At 41.5% G+C, this 17,695-nt stretch carries 19 protein-coding genes; 16 read left to right on the plus strand and 3 right to left on the minus strand.

What is annotated here, in order from left to right; genetic code table 11:
- Nucleotides 1-348: 348 nt before the first annotated feature.
- The gene (locus tag E2L07_RS05470) at nt 349-957 is read left to right on the plus strand and encodes a DUF3298 and DUF4163 domain-containing protein (RefSeq protein WP_134229041.1); all 609 of its coding nucleotides are present in this window, start codon (nt 349-351) and stop codon (nt 955-957) included.
- Nucleotides 958-1,020: 63 nt separating this feature from the next.
- On the opposite strand, the gene E2L07_RS05475 is transcribed toward E2L07_RS05470, so the two are convergent.
- Both E2L07_RS05475 and E2L07_RS05480 read right to left on the minus strand, forming a co-directional pair.
- Nucleotides 1,021-1,461, minus strand: coding sequence for a Dps family protein (locus E2L07_RS05475; protein ID WP_010897188.1), 441 nt, complete (start codon nt 1,459-1,461; stop codon nt 1,021-1,023).
- Nucleotides 1,462-1,526: 65 nt separating this feature from the next.
- Nucleotides 1,527-2,201 carry a B3/B4 domain-containing protein gene (locus E2L07_RS05480; protein WP_134229042.1) on the minus strand — a complete coding sequence of 225 codons (675 nt, stop codon included), beginning with the start codon at nt 2,199-2,201 and terminating at the stop codon, nt 1,527-1,529.
- A gap of 96 nt (nt 2,202-2,297) precedes the next feature.
- On the opposite strand from E2L07_RS05480, the gene queG reads away from it, so the two are divergent.
- From queG to E2L07_RS05550, 15 genes are all read left to right on the plus strand, one after another.
- Complete coding sequence (gene queG / locus E2L07_RS05485) at nt 2,298-3,473, plus strand: tRNA epoxyqueuosine(34) reductase QueG (RefSeq protein ID WP_134229043.1); 1,176 nt, start codon at nt 2,298-2,300, stop codon at nt 3,471-3,473.
- Nucleotides 3,474-3,506: 33 nt separating this feature from the next.
- Complete coding sequence (locus E2L07_RS05490; protein ID WP_134229044.1) at nt 3,507-4,034, plus strand: methylated-DNA--[protein]-cysteine S-methyltransferase; 528 nt, start codon at nt 3,507-3,509, stop codon at nt 4,032-4,034.
- Nucleotides 4,035-4,353: 319 nt separating this feature from the next.
- Entirely contained in the window at nt 4,354-5,250 is an 897-nt protein-coding gene (locus tag E2L07_RS05495) for an amidase domain-containing protein (RefSeq protein WP_010897192.1), read from the plus strand.
- Nucleotides 5,251-5,315: 65 nt separating this feature from the next.
- Entirely contained in the window at nt 5,316-5,789 is a 474-nt protein-coding gene (gene trmL, locus E2L07_RS05500) for a tRNA (uridine(34)/cytosine(34)/5-carboxymethylaminomethyluridine(34)-2'-O)-methyltransferase TrmL (RefSeq protein WP_134229045.1), read from the plus strand.
- 433 nt (nt 5,790-6,222) lie between these two features.
- Entirely contained in the window at nt 6,223-7,176 is a 954-nt protein-coding gene (locus E2L07_RS05505; RefSeq protein WP_134229046.1) for an ABC transporter permease, read from the plus strand.
- Nucleotides 7,166-8,113 carry an iron chelate uptake ABC transporter family permease subunit gene (locus E2L07_RS05510; RefSeq protein WP_134229047.1) on the plus strand — a complete coding sequence of 316 codons (948 nt, stop codon included), beginning with the start codon at nt 7,166-7,168 and terminating at the stop codon, nt 8,111-8,113. The genes E2L07_RS05505 and E2L07_RS05510 overlap by 11 nt, the downstream gene beginning before the upstream one ends.
- Complete coding sequence (locus E2L07_RS05515) at nt 8,107-8,865, plus strand: iron ABC transporter ATP-binding protein (protein WP_134229048.1); 759 nt, start codon at nt 8,107-8,109, stop codon at nt 8,863-8,865. Before E2L07_RS05510 ends, E2L07_RS05515 begins: the two co-directional genes overlap by 7 nt.
- Nucleotides 8,866-8,896: 31 nt before the next feature.
- Entirely contained in the window at nt 8,897-9,886 is a 990-nt protein-coding gene (locus tag E2L07_RS05520; protein WP_134229049.1) for a siderophore ABC transporter substrate-binding protein, read from the plus strand.
- A gap of 158 nt (nt 9,887-10,044) precedes the next feature.
- Entirely contained in the window at nt 10,045-11,940 is a 1,896-nt protein-coding gene (locus E2L07_RS05525) for a PrkA family serine protein kinase (RefSeq protein WP_010897199.1), read from the plus strand.
- Between the two features lie 198 nt (nt 11,941-12,138).
- A complete protein-coding gene (gene lepB / locus E2L07_RS05530) occupies nt 12,139-12,672 on the plus strand; it encodes a signal peptidase I (RefSeq protein WP_041820349.1) in 534 nt (177 codons plus the stop codon).
- Nucleotides 12,673-12,760: 88 nt separating this feature from the next.
- Entirely contained in the window at nt 12,761-12,916 is a 156-nt protein-coding gene (locus tag E2L07_RS20735) for a hypothetical protein (RefSeq protein ID WP_166740023.1), read from the plus strand.
- A gap of 537 nt (nt 12,917-13,453) precedes the next feature.
- The gene (gene yhbH / locus E2L07_RS05535) at nt 13,454-14,626 is read left to right on the plus strand and encodes a sporulation protein YhbH (RefSeq protein ID WP_134229050.1); all 1,173 of its coding nucleotides are present in this window, start codon (nt 13,454-13,456) and stop codon (nt 14,624-14,626) included.
- 121 nt (nt 14,627-14,747) lie between these two features.
- The gene (locus E2L07_RS05540) at nt 14,748-15,044 is read left to right on the plus strand and encodes a hypothetical protein (RefSeq protein WP_134229051.1); all 297 of its coding nucleotides are present in this window, start codon (nt 14,748-14,750) and stop codon (nt 15,042-15,044) included.
- Complete coding sequence (locus E2L07_RS05545) at nt 15,034-15,564, plus strand: type II toxin-antitoxin system PemK/MazF family toxin (protein WP_134229052.1); 531 nt, start codon at nt 15,034-15,036, stop codon at nt 15,562-15,564. The genes E2L07_RS05540 and E2L07_RS05545 overlap by 11 nt, the downstream gene beginning before the upstream one ends.
- Nucleotides 15,561-16,073, plus strand: coding sequence for a hypothetical protein (locus E2L07_RS05550; protein WP_134229053.1), 513 nt, complete (start codon nt 15,561-15,563; stop codon nt 16,071-16,073). Before E2L07_RS05545 ends, E2L07_RS05550 begins: the two co-directional genes overlap by 4 nt.
- Nucleotides 16,074-16,148: 75 nt before the next feature.
- On the opposite strand, the gene E2L07_RS05555 is transcribed toward E2L07_RS05550, so the two are convergent.
- Complete coding sequence (locus E2L07_RS05555) at nt 16,149-17,681, minus strand: recombinase family protein (RefSeq protein ID WP_134229054.1); 1,533 nt, start codon at nt 17,679-17,681, stop codon at nt 16,149-16,151.
- Nucleotides 17,682-17,695 lie beyond the last annotated feature (14 nt).

Consider the following 17,695-nt stretch of genomic DNA (forward strand, 5'->3'; position numbering starts at 1 on the left):
CAAAAAATTGTCTATGGTCCAAGGGAGAAGTCTACCCTTTTTTAGGTGCGATTTTGAGTGGGGCGAAGGTACATTTTTTTGTCTGAAATTATTTTACTTTCATTACCATTAATGGAAGTGTAGTCAACTGATTTTCTATTTATGATTTGATTAAAAAGGTGCTTTTTGAACAAGCTCTAGAAAAGAGCTTGTTCGCCAAAAGGACGAAACAATTATAAAAATACTATAAATATTTCGATTTGTAAATAATATTAAGAAAATTTATGCTGCGCTTACACATCGTTTGTTTGCAGGAAACGAGCTCTCCTTTGCATATGGTTATAGTAGGAAGAAGGGAGTTGAAACAAGGTGAATGAATCGATTTTACCTGTTCAAATCGGCACGAAGCATCTCATTGAAAAACAAGCAGACGTCTATGTTCCGCTCGTGACAGGTGGAACCAATGCACAGGTAAGGAAAAGGATAAATGAACGGATTGAACAGCAAGTAAGGACCCTGCTTCGAAAATCGGGGGTATCAGAGCCTAACACGGAAATAACAGGAGGATATGAAATAAAAACGAACCAACGTCATGTCCTTAGCTTAACGAATAGCCAGTATACGTATACGCAATCAGCTGCCCATGGGATGACCTACTTGCGCTCGCTTACGTTTGATACGATGACAGGAAAAGCTTATCGCTTAAACGAGCTATTTAAACCGGGGAGTCCGTATCAACAACTAATCAATGAACAGATTAAGCAGCAAATTGCCGAGCGCGACATGCCGCTGCTTGCACCTTTTGAAGGAATTGCGCCGAATCAATTTTTTTATATTGCAGATAAAGCACTTGTGATTTATTTTCAGCTCTACGATTTGATGCCGTATGCATATGGTTTTCCTTATTTTCCGATTTCCGTTTATTCACTAGCATCTATTGTGAAAGAAGATGGACCGTTAGGACGGATGATGTACTAGAAGGAGATCTTTACATGAAAACCCCCTCATACACGGGTTCCGTGAGTGAGGGGGCTTCAGACGTTACTTCAAGAACGATCGTAGCATCCAATTGTGTTTTTCTAGTGATTGATGAATGGCAAGAAGCATGTCTGCGGTCGTCTCGTCACCTAGAGAATCAGCCGCCTCCATTCCTTCTTTTAACTCATCAATAAGGGTATCAAAATCTTTACTAATTTCAGCGACCATTTCATCTGCAGTCTCTTCACCCCGGGCTTCAGTAACAGAAGAGATTTCTAGGTATTCACGCATCGTTGCAGCGGGCTGACCTCTCAGGGCGAGAAGACGTTCCGCTAACTCGTCAATATGTGTCGCTGCTTCATTGTAAAGCTCTTCAAATTTCTCATGAAGTGTGAAAAATTGAGGCCCTTTGACAAACCAATGGTAATTGTGAAGCTTGACAAAAAGGACACTCCAGTTTGCGATTTGTTTGTTCAGGATCGAGGCTACTTTTTCGTGACTCATGATTTGTTTCGTCCTCCTTTGCTGTTTTCATTTTACATTTACCCGAACGTATTCGTTTTAAACATTTATTTTTTAATCACGGTATGAGCAGACGTTCCACCGTGAATTTGGACAAACATGTGAGCGGCTGCGGTTAAAAGCTTTTCCGTGTCTTGATCGGTGAGCGACGGCCGCAAATAGGCAATTTGAATTGCAGACGTCGTTTTTTCGGTCACAGCAGTTCGCTTTGAGTCAACGATGGGGCTGCCGAACGGCCCTTCCGCATCGCACGTAACTAGCTTTCCTTCCATTGCATTGACCCGTCCATTTAACCCTTCATATTGTGCGCCAATATCTCCTAGTTTAAGCACAATATCTCCGTTAATTTTTTCCGCGTCATAAATACCAAAAGGGCACTCATATTCAAGGGAGAAGAAGTTGTTTACGTCAACAGCTGAGTGAATTTCTGGAAGTGACTTTCCTTGTTTTATTCGGCGGTATAAGGCTTCGGAGGACGGACGATACTTGGACGGATCAATCCCAAGCTGCTTAAAGGTTTGCCGCCATTCGACAATTCCTTTATAATCAGTAACGGTCTTAGTTGTATTAGTAGCGACTTTGACTTCCTCTTGGAAAAATTGCAGTCGCCCTCTGAGCATTTGCGGAGATGGTGTGACGACGATATTATGGTATGTAATCATGCCGATTTTAAAGGATGGCACTCGTTCAAAAATAGATGATTCAATCGTGAGCTTGGTCATAAACATCCCTCTTTCCTAATATGTGAATTATATTTATAGTATCATCCTTTGCGACGTTCATCGACCCTTTAGACCGAAAGAAAGGAGGAAAGGAGCATGACACCTGCCCAATTAAAAGACGAGCTTATTGCATATAGTAAAACGATCGGGATCGATAAAATCGGTTTTGCTTCTGCAGATCCGTTTTTAACATTAAAAGAGCGGTTACAAACACAACAGGCGCTCGGGTATCAATCAGGATTTGAGGAGCCAGATATTGATAAACGAGTGTACCCAGAGAAAATTTTACCGAAAGCACGCTCCATTATCTCAATTGCCTTGGCATACCCTTCCAAAATGAAAAATCCTCCAAAAAGTAAAAAAGGCGAGCGACGTGGCGTCTTTTGCCGTGCTTCCTGGGGGAAAGATTATCACGATATTTTGCGCGATCGCTTAAAAAAGCTTGAAGATTTCTTATTGGAACGCGTCCCTGATATGAAGGTGTTGTCGATGGTCGATACGGGTGCACTATCGGATCGTGCGGTTGCAGAACGAGCTGGAATCGGTTGGAGCGGTAAAAACTGTGCTGTCATTACACCAGAATTCGGGAGCTATGTGTATCTAGGGGATCTGGTGACAACGATTCCTTTTCCTCCAGATATTCCATTAACCGATCAATGTGGTACGTGTAACAAATGTGTGGATGCCTGTCCGACCGGTGCTCTAATTCAAGGGGGACAGCTCGATTCGCAAAAATGCATTGCGTTTTTGACACAAACAAAAGGATTTCTGCCGGAAAAATATCGCAAAAAATTAGGAAACCGTCTCTACGGCTGTGATACGTGCCAGCAAGTTTGTCCAGCAAATAAAGGGAAGAATTTTCACTTCCATGAGGAGATGGAGCCAGATCCAGAAATTGCAAAGCCGAAACTGATCCCATTGCTAACGATGAGCAACCGTGAATTCAAAGAGAAATTTGGCCACGTGTCTGGCTCATGGCGTGGAAAAAAGCCGATTCAACGGAATGCGATTCTCGCCCTCGCTCATTTTAAAGAGGAGGCCGCCTTACCGATTCTTGCCGATTTACTACGGCAAGATCCTAGACCTGTGATTCGTGGAACGGCAGGATGGGCATTAGGGAAAATTGGTGGTCCAGAAGTTGAAACATGGTTGAAAGATGCGCTAAAACGAGAAAAAGACGAGGATGTCCGAGCTGAAATCAGCAGAGGGCTCGAGATCCTTGCCTACGGTGATTCAGGGAATGGAAAAGAGACGGAGGATTCGATAAGATAAGAGCAAGACAGGAAGTGGAAGGAAGGGATAAAGATGGCCGAACAATCACTGTTGTACGATGAAATGGAAAGCCCGATTGGTTGCCTTTCAATCGTCTCAACAGATCAAGGTGTATGTACAATTTTATTTGGCTCCCTCGAATCCAATCAAGTGACATTAAATGTTTGGCTAAAAAAACATAGGCTTCCATGCCAACTGTTAAAAGACGAAGAGGCTATTCGTCCAGTGATTGCCCAGCTCCAGGAGTATTTTGACGGCAAGCGCCACTCTTTTGATGTGCCGCTAGACTTATATGGAACCCCGTTTCAAAAACGGGTTTGGCAAGCACTTCAAACCATTTCTTATGGCGAGACGCGCTCCTATAAAGAGATCGCCCAACACATAGGTGCACCAAAAGCAGTAAGGGCCATCGGCGGTGCTAATAACCAAAATCCGATTCCAATCATCATTCCGTGCCACCGCGTCATTGGTAGCAACGGCGCAATGGTCGGATATGGCGGGGGATTGGAGAAAAAAGAGTGGCTGCTTAGCATTGAAGGAGCTTATGAGAAAATTAGTTGAACAGTAGAAATAGAATGATTGTATTTACAAAAGATGACTTGAAAGCCAGCAGGCTGGAGAGTCATCTTTTTTGTTTGATAAAAAACGTATAACTAGAGATGTTTAACGCAGGGCGTCCCAAGAGTGCCCGCCGATAACGGATCAAAAGTGTGCCTTTATCGAAAGTTGTTTGTAAGGGCGAAAGGATAATCAAAAGCTAGGGTCATGGCGATAAGTTAAGTTTTTTCTAACATAAGTTTTAGGACGAATGTGTTCATGATCCCTCTTTTTCTTTCATAAAATTGGCTACAAGTACAACGGGAAAAGAGGAGGGAAAATCATGAGCCGAAACGCTTTGCAACAGCTACATTCACTGATTGAAAAGCGAAATGAAGGCTTTGTGAACGGGAAGGTTGACTTTCTCTGTCATGAAGATGACTTGCTCTCTCTAGAGCGACGGCGACAGCGGGATAAAAATCGAGGGGCCGAAACAGTAAAAGCGAACGTAAACGGGGCGATTGTCTCAAGGCGACAAATCGATGAAAAGCTGATAGTCGACTATTCGATTAAATATGAGTTCTTGATCAGAATGAACAAGCGCTTTTATATTGAAGAACAGCAGCAAGAACGGAGAGCGATTTTTCTTGACGATGGTCTGTTAGAAGATCGAGAAATCCCAGTGCTTGAGGAAGAATATGATCATTCCGATACTCAAACAGTGTTTCTCACATCACCTGTCGCTCAGCGTTCGAGCTACGATCGAAGGGAGGCGATCCGCTATGCTGAACGCTGGTGGAACGATTACAACCCGAACTATAAAAACTTTGAGAACAATTGTACCAATTTCATCTCTCAGTGCCTTCGAGCAGGAGGGGCTCCGACGACGGGAGCACCGAACCGATCGAAGGGATGGTGGTACCAAAACAACAATTGGAGCTACAGCTGGACGGTGGCAAATGCGATGCGCTGGCATTTAAGCGGGGCTAGAACGGGGCTGCGTGGGGAAGAGCGAAAAAGTCCCCGTGATCTCATTCCAGGTGATGTGATTTGTTATGATTTTAATGGGGATGGTAGATGGCAGCATACGACGATTGTTGTCGCTAAAGACGTAAATGGTGATCCACTCGTTAATGCACAAACCACAAATAGCCGGATGCGTTATTGGGCCTATGAGGACTCGACAGCGTATACACCGAACATTCAATATAAGTTCTTTCATATTGTTGATCGGTTTTAAACATGATCAAAGGGTGAAACTAGTGATATAATAAGGTCCGAAGTTTAAAAAAAGAGGTGCAAATCGTGGGGTTACATATCGTTCTATATCAACCAGAAATTCCAGCCAATACGGGGAATATTGCCCGGACATGTGCTGGAACAAATACAGAATTACATCTAATTCGCCCGCTCGGTTTTTCAACGGATGATCGCATGTTAAAGCGCGCAGGCTGCGACTATTGGCCTAATGTAAACATTCATTACTATGATTCGGTTGATGAGTTGTTTGCTACGTTTCCCGATGGTGAGTTTTATTTTATTGAGACTGTTGGCTCAAAAAACTATGCTGATTTTGATTATAGTGATGGTTCAAAGGATCACTTATTTGTTTTCGGAAGAGAAACGACTGGATTGCCGAATGAGCTAATCGAACAACATCTGGACCGTTGTTTCCGCATTCCACAAACAGACAATGTCCGTTCATTGAATTTATCCAATACGGCAGCGATTGTCATCTATGAGGCGATTCGCCAACAAGGTTTTGCCGGATTAACTTAAAGCATACAAAAATCCCCCCTGCAGCTACGGGGGGGATTTTTCTTAGTTTTTATGAGGATTGTCTTCATATCCTGCTGTGAAAATCGAAACAAGAAATGCAAGACAAACGCCAAGAATCAGAATCGTATTCATTGTCGTCCTCCTTTAGCCATCCTTCGCTACATTTTATTATAACGGAAAACCGTCCACAAGGGAAACGTTGATCTGAAATTCAAAGGGCATGTATTAGGCACTAAGAGAAAGTTTACAGGATTGTCACATTTTTGCCGAACTAGAGAATCTCTTCACATCTAGTCCAAATGACTGTCGTGGCACGACCTGCTTCCAAAGAATGCTTGAAATGCATGTTTGTTGACAAAATAAATGATAATGCTTATCATTTTCACTGATAATGATTATCACTTTTAGGTGTTTCTGTTGGAAGGAAGATGTCATGAAGAAACGTTATCTCTTGCCTGCTTTACTTCTTTTCTCCATCTGTTCGTTGTTTATCGGCGTGAGTGAAGTCACGCTTTCCGGCCTGCTGCGAATGGATGAGGGACAATGGCAAATTCTTTTCACAAGCAGACTACCACGGTTGATGAGCATTTTAATTGCCGGCATTGGCATGAGCGTTTGCGGTTTGATCATGCAGCAGCTTACACGAAATCGGTTTGTTTCACCAACAACAGCGGGAACACTTGATTCTGCTCGCCTAGGCATCTTAGTTTCGATGATCCTGTTTGCTTCAGCAGGACCGATCGAGAAAATTTTTGTCGCTTTTTTATTTGCCTTGGCTGGGACGTTCATTTTTATGATGTTACTTGATCGAATGAAGTTTAAGGACCCGATTTTTATTCCCCTCGTTGGCCTCATGTTTGGAAGCATCATTAGTTCAATCACGACTTTCTTTGCTTATCGCTATGATCTAATACAGAACATGTCGGCATGGCTTCAAGGAAATTTCGCCTTAATGATCAAGGGACAGTATGAACTGTTGTACATAAGTATCCCCGTTCTCATTCTAGCTTATGTGTTTGCCAATCGTTTCACTGTAGCAGGAATGGGAGAAGAGTTCGCTGTCAACTTAGGCTTAAAATATAAGCAAGTAGTGAATATCGGACTGGTCATTGTAGCTTTAGTTACATCTGTCGTCGTGTTGACTGTAGGGATGATTCCCTTTCTTGGATTAATCATTTCAAATATCGTATCGATCTACAAAGGGGATAATTTGCGAAAAAATCTACCATATACCGCCTTGTTAGGCGCATTGTTTGTTCTTTTGTGCGATATTATCGGTCGGGTCATTATTTATCCTTATGAGATAGCGATTGGGCTGACGGTTGGTGTGATCGGAAGTGCGATTTTCCTATACATGCTGTTAAGGAGACATAAATATGGGTTTTAAAGCAAAAATCATTTCCTTAACAGTCCTGAACATTGTGTTGATCGGACTCTTTTTAACGATCGGTGTGAACAACTGGGAGTATGCGTTGCCGAGAAGAGGCGCTTCTGTTGCAGCAATTGCCGTTACCGGAGCTGCCATTGCTTTCTCTACTGTTGTGTTCCAAACGATTACGAATAACCGAATTTTAACGCCGAGCATCATCGGCTTAGATTCGTTGTACATGCTGATTCAAACGTTCATTATCTTCGTGTTCGGGTCTACAAGTTTTTTGGTCATCGATCGACATGTTAACTTTTTATTGTCGGTCGGGATGATGATCTTATTTGCGGGCTTGTTCTACAAGCTTTTGTTTCGCAGAGAAGGACAGCACTTATTTTTACTTTTGCTCATTGGCTTAGTGCTCGGAACGTTGTTTTCCAGCCTGTCCACCTTCATGCAAGTACTCATTGATCCGAATGAGTTTCAAACCGTGCAAAACCGAATGTTTGCCAGCTTTAATAACATCAATACGGACCTGCTTTATTTAGCCATTGCTTTATTTATTGGAATCACGATTTATTGTTACAAATATTTCAAGTTTTTAGATGTACTTTCGCTAGGGAGAGAGCATGCGGTTAATTTAGGAATTCCGTATGATTCGGTGATCAAACGATTGTTGATCGTTGTTGCCATTTTCATTTCGATTGCAACAGCACTCGTTGGTCCGATTACATTCCTTGGATTGCTCGTTGCCAATGTCGCGTACGAGTTTATGCGGACACACAAACATCGTGAGATCATCATCGGTGCGATCTTAATCAGCACGATCGCTCTCATTGGCGGGCAGCTAATTGTCCAGCACGTCTTTACATTTTCAACGCCTCTTAGCGTCATCATTAATTTTATTGGCGGTGTGTATTTCCTCTATCTTTTATTAAAGGAGAATAAAAAATGGTAGACATTCAACAAGTGACAAAGCAATATGGAGAAAAATTAGTGATAGACGATGTGTCTGTTTGCATCCCTCAAGGAAAAATTACGTCCTTCATCGGACCGAATGGGGCAGGCAAAAGTACGTTGCTTTCCATGGTTAGTCGCTTGTTAAAAAAGGATGCAGGTCAGATTCTAATCGACCAGCATGAAGTAACCCAGTACGATAGCCGAGAGTTGGCGAAAATGCTATCCATTTTAAAACAGGCCAATATTATTAACATTCGTTTAACTGTGAAGGATCTCGTTTCGTTTGGGCGTTTCCCGTATTCTCAAGGGGCCTTAATGAAAGAAGACCATCGTCTAATTGATGAAGCGATCCGTTACATGGACCTTACTGACTTAGAAGATCGCTATTTAGATCAGCTCAGTGGTGGACAAAAGCAACGGGCGTTTATCGCGATGGTGATTGCCCAAGATACGGACTATGTCCTTTTGGATGAACCATTAAACAACCTTGATATGAAGCACTCCGTTCAAATTATGAAAGTGCTCAGACAAATGGTCGAGGAATTAGGGAAAACAGTCGTTATTGTTTTACATGACATTAACTTTGCTTCCTGTTATTCAGATTATATTGTCGCATTGAAAAATGGAAAAGTTGTGCGACAAGGTCCAAAAAACGAGATTATTGACCGTGAAGCTCTTCGGGACATTTACGATATGGACATGGAGGTTAATTGTATTAACGATCAAAAAATTTGCGTGTACTTCACGTAAAAATATAGACATAAAAAAGGAGTTGGGGAACGTGAGAAAAAAACCGTTCTATATGGCAATTGTAGTAGGGATCGTGTCACTATTAATGGTAGCATGCGGAGCTGATGATACCGCAGAGCCAGCTGATGCTGAGCAAGAGGAAGCCGCTCAAGACACAGTAGAAGAGGAAATGGTAGAAACAGAAGCAGGCGGTGAGGTAACCGTTCAACATGACCTTGGGGAGGCAGTCATACCAAAAAATCCTGAAACCGTTGTTGTGTTTGACTTTGGGACATTAGATTCTCTTGACCGTTTAGGTGTCGAAGTAGCGGGAGTCCCACAAGCCAACGTGCCAGCATACTTATCTCAGTATGAAGAGGAAACGTATGCCAACGTAGGGACGCTATTTGAACCAGATTTTGAAACGATCTATGATCTTCAACCTGATTTAATTATCATTTCTGGGCGGACATCAGAAGCGTACGACGAGTTAAGTGACATTGCCCCAACTTTATTCGTTGGCCTTGACACAGAAAACTATCTTGAATCATTCCGTTCCAACATGGAAACCTTAGGTGAAATCTTCGGTAAAGAAACTGAAGTGGAAGAAGCGTTGGCGAGTCTAGAGGCTAATATTGAGGAAGTACAGCAATTAGCAGCAGAGAAAGAAGAAACAGGGTTAATTGTGCTAGCGAATGATGGGAACGTGAGCGCTTACGGTCCAGGTTCACGCTTTGGTGTCATCCATGATGAGTTTGGTGTGACCCCAGTAGATGAAAACATTGAAGTGTCCAACCATGGACAAAGCATCTCCTTTGAGTATATTGTAGAGAAAAACCCAGATCATCTATTCGTGATCGATCGTGGAGCTGTCGTACAAGAAGGAGAAGAGACCAATATTGAAAATGAACTAGTCCAGCAAACAACGGCATATGAAGAAGGAAATATTCATTATTTAACCCCTGACTACTGGTATATTTCGGGCGGCGGACTCGTATCCGTTGAACAGATGATTGACGAAATGAAAGCCGCTTTACAGTAAACTAAAGAAATCGAAAGGTGCACGGCGATTCCGTGCGCCTTTTTTCAATTGATAAGGCTTCTATAAAAGGTGGGGAATTCGAAATTAGGGTGAATCAACAACCTTTTACGTGCATAGATTGAATTAATCGCTCTTGACCACGGATGGAGGTTGACCTGATGGATATTTTAAAAAAAGTCGAACAGTACAGAGAAGAGGAAGAACGACTTAAGTGGGAAGGGACGTTTGCGGATTATTTGGCTCTGTTAAAGGAGAAACCATGGGTTGCACAAACGGCGCATGCCCGCGTGTATAACATGATTAAAGATGCTGGTTTCGAGGAGAAAGATGGTCGAAAAACATATAGCTTTTTTAGCGATCAAATTTTTGGCTTAGAAGATTCGATTGAGAAATTAGTAGAAGAATATTTTCATTCAGCGGCTAAACGGTTGGATGTACGTAAACGGATATTACTGTTAATGGGTCCAGTCAGTGGGGGGAAATCGACGATTGTGACAATGCTCAAGCGAGGCCTGGAAAACTATTCTCGAACCGAACGGGGAGCGGTGTATGCGATTAAAGGCTGCCCGATGCATGAGGACCCTCTCCATTTAATTCCTCAGCATTTACGCCGTGATTTCTATGAAGAATACGGAATACGTATTGAAGGGAATTTATCACCGTTGAACATGATGCGTCTGCAAGAAGAGTATGGTGGACGAATTGAAGATGTGATCGTGGAGCGGATCTTTTTCTCGGAGGATAAGCGCTGCGGGATCGGTACGTTCAGTCCGTCTGATCCGAAATCTCAAGACATTGCTGACTTAACGGGTAGCATTGACTTTTCAACGATTGCCGAATATGGCTCAGAATCGGATCCGCGAGCATATCGATTTGACGGAGAGTTAAATAAAGCCAATCGTGGCTTAATGGAATTTCAGGAGATGTTAAAGTGCGATGAGAAATTTCTCTGGCATCTACTTTCCCTTACGCAGGAGGGGAATTTTAAAGCGGGAAGGTTTGCACTCATTAGCGCGGATGAAATGATCGTCGCCCACACGAATGAATCGGAATACCGTTCGTTTATTGCCAACAAAAAGAATGAGGCGCTCCATTCGCGGATCATCGTCATGAAAATTCCGTACAATTTGCGCGTGTCAGAAGAAGAACGAATTTACGAGAAAATGATTGAGGATAGCGATCTGTCTAATGTTCATATTGCGCCTCATGCGTTAAAAGTGGCGGCAATTTTTACGATTTTAACGAGACTGAAGGAGCCGAAGAAGCAAGGCGTTGATCTTCTAAAGAAAATGCGACTGTACGACGGGGAAGCGGTTGAAGGCTACAATGTGCAAGATGTGGAGGAGTTACGCAAAGAATATGAAGATGAAGGCATGAGCGGCATTGACCCCCGTTATGTGATCAACCGAATTTCATCTGCGATTATTCGTAAGCAGCTAACGTCAATTAGCGCGCTCGATGTTCTACGTTCGATCAAGGAAGGGTTAGATCAGCACGCATCGATCTCAAAAGAAGACAAAGAACGCTACATGGACTTTATCGCCATCGCGCGGCGCGAGTATGATGACATTGCGAAGAAAGAAGTACAAAAAGCGTTTGTTTATTCGTATGAAGAATCAGCGAAAACGTTAATGGATAACTATCTCGATAATGTGGAGGCATACTGCAATAAATCAAAGCTCCGCGATCCACTTACAGGAGAGGAAATGCAGCCTGATGAAAAATTAATGCGCTCCATTGAGGAGCAGATCGGTATTTCCGAAAATGCGAAAAAAGCCTTTCGTGAAGAAATTCTTATTCGAATTTCGGCATATGCCCGAAAAGGGAAGAAATTTGATTACAATTCACATGAACGGCTTCGTGAAGCCATCCAGAAAAAATTATTTGCTGACTTGAAAGATATTGTTAAGATTACAACGTCCGCAAAAACACCAGATGAGTCACAGCTAAAGAAAATCAATGAAGTCATTGCTCGTTTAATCGATGAACATGGGTACAATTCTGTGTCTGCTAATGAGTTGCTTCGCTATGTCGGCAGCCTGCTCAACCGTTAAAATTTCTTAGGTCCCTCAAATAGGGGCCTCTTTTTGTTTGTTAAAAAGCAAACATGTTAGGTTCCATAAGCACGACGTTACCAGTGAAGGTTCACTTATCCGACAAAAGGACTTAATTAAGAGATTCAGAAAAAAGAAGATTGTGTCTTCACCCTAAGAGTGGTAAATTAAAGGAAAAGACATGTGGAGGCACTGCTTGTGGATACAAAGAAAAGTGATATAAATGAATGGATAAAAGCCATCTTGATTGCTTTGCTACTTGCGGTTTTGATTCGTTCATTTGTGTTTGTAAGCTATGAGGTACGTGGGGAATCGATGGAACCAACAGCCTATGAAGGCGAAATGTTTATAGTGAATAAACTTAGCTATGAGTTTTCTGAACCGAAACGGTTTGATTTAATTGTCTTTCATGCAACGGAAACAGATGATTACATAAAGCGGATCATTGGTTTACCAGGGGACACAATTCGAATGGAAGATGACATTCTCTACATTAATGATGAGCCTTACGAGGAACCATACTTAGACGAATGGAAAGAAGGACGACCTGGAAAATACACGCAAGATTTTGTTGTGGAAGAACCCATTCCAGATGGATATGTGTTTGTTCTCGGGGATAATCGTCCAAGAAGCTCAGACAGTCGCGCCTTTGGCCCTGTCCCGTTAGAAGAAATCGTCGGGAAAGTAGGAGTGCGTTTCTGGCCTGTGACAAAAGTAGGCGTTTTAAATTAGTACGACACGCGAAACCTTCAGCGACTGCTGGAGGTTTTTTATACTCTAAGAAAGGGATATAAATCACGACTAGAGCAAGCGAAAACTAGTGTTACAAAAGTGGCGGCCAATATTATATTTTGGCAAAACGGTTCGTGCCGATGGTGGTACCATTAAGCTTCATGAGGTAGCTATGCTAGCAGCTTTACCGAAAGGATCGGAAATCTATTCCCTTAAAAATATGGAGGCGGCCATAGAGCGGTAGCCATTCGTTTTAAGTCGAATGAAGGAATATGGCAGAAATAGAGGAGCAAGAGGCGATCTCTAATGATGTGAACGCCAATCATAACAGGGGACAGAAATAACGTTTAAAATGTTGCGACCGCCTGTTGACGTGTATGTCGAAAGTGAGCGAGGGTACCTAGTTTACATTTGGCCCTTTTGAATCGATTTAATCATATTCCACTATTGGATAGGGATTTCAATCATGGGAGAGAGGCAACTTCCTAAAGAAGCAATGAGTAAAAAAAGCTAGTGAATTGGCAAATTGGCATGGACGTGTGTGTAGAAAGCCTTGACAAAATCAAGGCCTTCTTTTTTAAAAAAAAGAATAACACTGCTGCTACGGGATTTGTCAGAATTTATAAGCAACTCTTCCCTTTCTTTGCATAGGATAAAGTAAGTCACGTTCCGAAAAACGATGAGCGTGACCCACATTAGCATATGACGGTGAATCAGATTTGGTGATTTGTCCACAAAATAAAATGTCAATACCATCAAAATTGAAGGAGGGGTTGGACGCGTGAAGAAAGGGAGTCGACATAATTTCGTGGTTTCACAGGAAAATTGGACCCTCCATCGAAAAGGTTATCAAGACCAACGCCGCCATCAGGAGAAAGTAAAGGAAGCGATACGGAAAAATCTACCCGACCTTGTGAGCGAAGAAAACATCATCATGTCAAATGGGCGCGAAGTCATTAAAATCCCGATCCGCTCATTGGATGAATATAAAATTCGCTACAATTATGATAAGAATAAGCACGTCGGTCAAGGGGATGGAGACAGCCAAGTCGGGGACGTGATTGCCCGTGATCCAAGTGCTGGACAGCAAGGACCGGGCAAAGGCCAAGGAGCAGGTGATCAGCCTGGAGAAGACTATTTTGAAGCAGAAGTGTCGATTCTAGAATTGGAGGAATTGTTGTTTCGCGAGCTGGAGCTGCCGAACTTGCAGCAAAAAGAAGAGGATCATCTCGTCGTCGAACATATCGAGTTCAACGATATTCGCAAAAAAGGCTTGATGGGCAATATCGATAAACGGCGAACGATTCTATCTGCAATCAAGCGAAATGCATTAGAGGGAAGACCTGGACTTATACCAATTTACAATGATGACCTAAGATTTAAAACATGGAACGAAGTGGTCCGCCCAGAGTCAAAGGCCGTTGTCCTCGCGATGATGGATACATCAGGGAGCATGGGGCGTTGGGAAAAATATATGGCTCGCAGTTTCTTTTTTTGGATGACGCGCTTTTTGCGTACGAAATATGAAACGGTAGACATTGAATTCATCGCCCACCATACTGAAGCAAAAGTCGTATCGGAAGAAGACTTTTTCTCAAAAGGGGAGAGCGGTGGGACGATTTGTTCATCCGCTTATCGGAAAGCACTCGAGCTCATCAATGAAAAATATGATCCTGCTCGCTACAACATTTATCCGTTCCACTTCTCAGATGGTGACAATTTAACGTCTGACAACGCTCGCTGCCTTAAGCTTGTGCATGAGCTAATGGAATCGTCCAGCATGTTTGGCTACGGTGAAGTCAATCAGTACAGTTCCTCAAGGTATAAACGTTCATCTTTAATGAGTACATTTAGTCAAATCACTAACGTGCGGTTTAGAAACTTTATATTAACAAAGAAGGAAGATATATTTCATGCCCTTATATATTTTTTTAAATGGAAAGTGGACAATTAGCATGGTGAGTCCGTAATGTCTAATGAAGGCATTTATTTGGTTAGATCAGTAAGAAACTGTCAACAATACTTATTAAGTATCATAGGTTGTTATTGACAATCATCAGTTAGGAGGTGAAAATATGAGTAAGGGGGGGAAAAATGTGGCGACTCAAATTTATGATAATAAAGAATTATTAGTTAAATTAGTGTCCACGGGGATTTTAATGACTGCTGCTAAAGAAAAGGTAGATAACTACTTAAAACAACATAGTATTGTAATTCAGGAAATGATGGAAGATGAAGAATCGATGGAGTATTTTAATATGTACTATGAGGAGAATGAAGAAGAATTAAAAAATGCAGCAGAACATTCTGTAACAACCTCAGCAGAAGTAGAGAAAGTCTTGGAAAAGTGGAGAAAAGAGTATGAGTTTTAGAGGGAAAATTAAAAGGGGAGAAATATATGTTGCTGACTTAGAGCCCACTCTTGGATCTGAACAAGGTAAAGAGAGAAGGGTTCTTATTGTTTCTAATGATATCGGAAATTCGAACCCTAAGTCACCTGTAGTGATCGCTTTACCTATAACAGGTGAAGTTACGCCAAAGAAACTAAAAATGCCTATGTATGTTCAAATTAGACCAAGTAAACTAAATGGTCAAACTAAGATGGCTTTAATCGATTGTGGACAAATAAGAGTATTGGATATAGATAAGAGGCTTAAGGAATTAAAAGGAGAAGTAGAAAAGGAAGTTTTAGAAGCTGTTGATGCAGCTTTAGAAACAGTCTTACAGATTAAGACATGCCCGGCATGTTCAAAAGTATTACTGCCGAATCGAAATCATTGTGTGAGTTGTAAATACATATTGGTAAGAGTTTGTATAAACTGTAATAGTAAAATAAATAGCCAATACATATTTTGCCCTCATTGCGGGCAAAAAAGGGAGGGAGATACATGAGAGAGTATCATAAAAGCAAGTTATTGACGAAGCTAGCAGAACTACTACCTCCCTTTGCTAATTCTTTAATGCAACTTGTAGCTTATATTAATAGTGATAAGGAACTATCCATTACCAAGGAACTATTAAATAGCTTAACAACCGTAACTCGCGAGGCGGAACAAATTAGGTTGGCTTTAAATAATCAGGCAAAAGAATACGCTAGAATGCTCGAAAATACATCAAGAAAACTTACTGATAATGAAGTCAATCATATAAAAGAATTTATCGAAATACACCAAAAGTTAATGGCTGCTCATAAAGAAGTCTTACAAGGGATCAATATGCTTATATATCTTCTAGTCGAAGAAGTAGTTGCGCACAATGACCCAGAACAAACAGGGAAAAAGATGATGGATGAAATTTTAAAGAGTATAGAAGGACCACCTAGTGTTGAGGAAGCCATAAATAATTTATATTATGGTGCTAAAAAAATCACTGAAGGAATTGATAATATTATAGAAAAATAATTAGACAACACCTGCACTTTGTTTAAGCAGGTGTTGTTTAAAATTGTATTAGGGTTTGCCATTTAATTTAGGGCATTAAATTTTAAGATAAATTTTTATTTCAAAATGATCAGGTTCTACCCAATCTTTTTTGCGAGTGTACTCAATTTTTTCAATTATGCTTTTTAATAGTTTATTCTCTTCAAAAGCATTATCCGTTTCATAAAATGCCTTTAATGCATTTCTGGCTTTAGGCAAAAACTGATCATAATGTTTTTCTTTCTCTTGTTCAATATCAATCTCTTTTTTGAGTTGTGCAATTTTCTCTTGGGCGTTTTTGATCCGCTCAGTGATAGCTTGCTGGCGTTCCATGAAAACATCAATTGTGTAAATTCCTTGCTCCAAAAGGTCATGAAGATTATCTTTTTGAGTTTGAGCTTTCTTTAACACAGTTTGCTGTTCTTTAAGGGCGCGCTCTTTTTCAGGTATAAGAGAAACTTTCTTCCGTTCTAGTAGCTCACCTTCAAACTCTATCGATTCTAATATATCCGATAGAGATTCTATTACTTTGTCCATAACTAAGTGTAATCCAGCCCCCTTATGAAAAGGAGCACAAGTCCTTGTGTAACAACGAATATGATGATTAGGGCGGTCTCGATTTGGCTGGTATTTCATAACACGTCCACAAATAGAGCAACGTAGAAGCCCAGCTAATGGATTAGTGAGAGTGTTCGGCTCAACCATTGGGGGACGCCAACGAGAGGAATGGGCTTCATTAGCGCGGTCAAAGAGTTCTTTACTGACAATTGGTTCATGTGCATTTTCTTTGATTATCCAATTCTCACGAGGCATCTTTTTCCTAACCCTTTTTCCATTACGTTTATATTGTTTAGTTTTTCCCCATATGATTGTACCAGTATAAACTTCGTTTTTTACTATCGCCGTAAGAGTAGAGTGTTCCCACTGGTTTGCACGCTCAGGCGGTGGGATTTTATGCTCATCCAAATAACGAGCTAAAGCATGTCGGCCATAGCCTTCCGACATTTTTTCAAATATCAATTTTACCACCCATGCTGTTTCTGGATCTGGAACTAGTTTCATTTTTTCGTTTCGCAAGTATCCATAGGGTGGTTTTTTGCCGATGAACTTTCCTTCCGAAGCACTTGCACGTCGTCCTCGCTGTAATCGTTTGTTTATGTTTTTTAATTCCTCGCGAGAAAGGATAGATTTAACACCAAATAAAAGTTCAGCTCCTTCTTCGGTAGGGTCGATTACTTCGGTTGGTGTGATAACTAAAGTTTCACTATAGGCAAATGCTCGGTATATTAATCCCATATCGAACATATCACCGCGACCCAGCCTGTCTAGGTCCATCACCAGGACTGCATCAGCAGCACTGTTTTCTACTTCTCTTAGGAGCTCTTGAATTTTGGGACGTTCATTTATATATTCACCAGATACAACTTCTTCAAATGGAGGAGCAACCAAATTATGATTCTCTTTTTTTACAAGTTCCAAAAGTTGTTTACGGTGGCGTTCAAGTGTATCGTATTCTCCGTTTTGTTCCCTTTCTAAGTCCTTACGGCTTTTACGCAAATAAATGAACACATCCAATCCAGTGGGGCGCATAGTGATTTCTCCTT

The sequence above is a fragment of the Halalkalibacterium halodurans genome (assembly GCF_004376175.1).
Taxonomy (GTDB): Bacteria; Bacillota; Bacilli; order Bacillales; family Bacillaceae_D; genus Halalkalibacterium; species Halalkalibacterium halodurans.

Bases quoted from the DNA above. Each gene is read 5' to 3' on its own strand.
- E2L07_RS05475 (WP_010897188.1), bottom strand. From the start codon at position 1,461: ATGAGTCACGAAAAAGTAGCCTCGATCCTGAACAAACAAATCGCAAAC.
- E2L07_RS05480 (WP_134229042.1), bottom strand. From the start codon at position 2,201: ATGACCAAGCTCACGATTGAATCATCTATTTTTGAACGAGTGCCATCC.
- queG (WP_134229043.1), top strand. From the start codon at position 2,298: ATGACACCTGCCCAATTAAAAGACGAGCTTATTGCATATAGTAAAACG.
- E2L07_RS05490 (WP_134229044.1), top strand. From the start codon at position 3,507: ATGGCCGAACAATCACTGTTGTACGATGAAATGGAAAGCCCGATTGGT.
- E2L07_RS05495 (WP_010897192.1), top strand. From the start codon at position 4,354: ATGAGCCGAAACGCTTTGCAACAGCTACATTCACTGATTGAAAAGCGA.
- E2L07_RS05505 (WP_134229046.1), top strand. From the start codon at position 6,223: ATGAAGAAACGTTATCTCTTGCCTGCTTTACTTCTTTTCTCCATCTGT.
- E2L07_RS05510 (WP_134229047.1), top strand. From the start codon at position 7,166: ATGGGTTTTAAAGCAAAAATCATTTCCTTAACAGTCCTGAACATTGTG.
- E2L07_RS05515 (WP_134229048.1), top strand. From the start codon at position 8,107: ATGGTAGACATTCAACAAGTGACAAAGCAATATGGAGAAAAATTAGTG.
- E2L07_RS05525 (WP_010897199.1), top strand. From the start codon at position 10,045: ATGGATATTTTAAAAAAAGTCGAACAGTACAGAGAAGAGGAAGAACGA.
- E2L07_RS05540 (WP_134229051.1), top strand. From the start codon at position 14,748: ATGAGTAAGGGGGGGAAAAATGTGGCGACTCAAATTTATGATAATAAA.
- E2L07_RS05545 (WP_134229052.1), top strand. From the start codon at position 15,034: ATGAGTTTTAGAGGGAAAATTAAAAGGGGAGAAATATATGTTGCTGAC.
- E2L07_RS05550 (WP_134229053.1), top strand. From the start codon at position 15,561: ATGAGAGAGTATCATAAAAGCAAGTTATTGACGAAGCTAGCAGAACTA.
- E2L07_RS05555 (WP_134229054.1), bottom strand. From the start codon at position 17,681: ATGCGCCCCACTGGATTGGATGTGTTCATTTATTTGCGTAAAAGCCGT.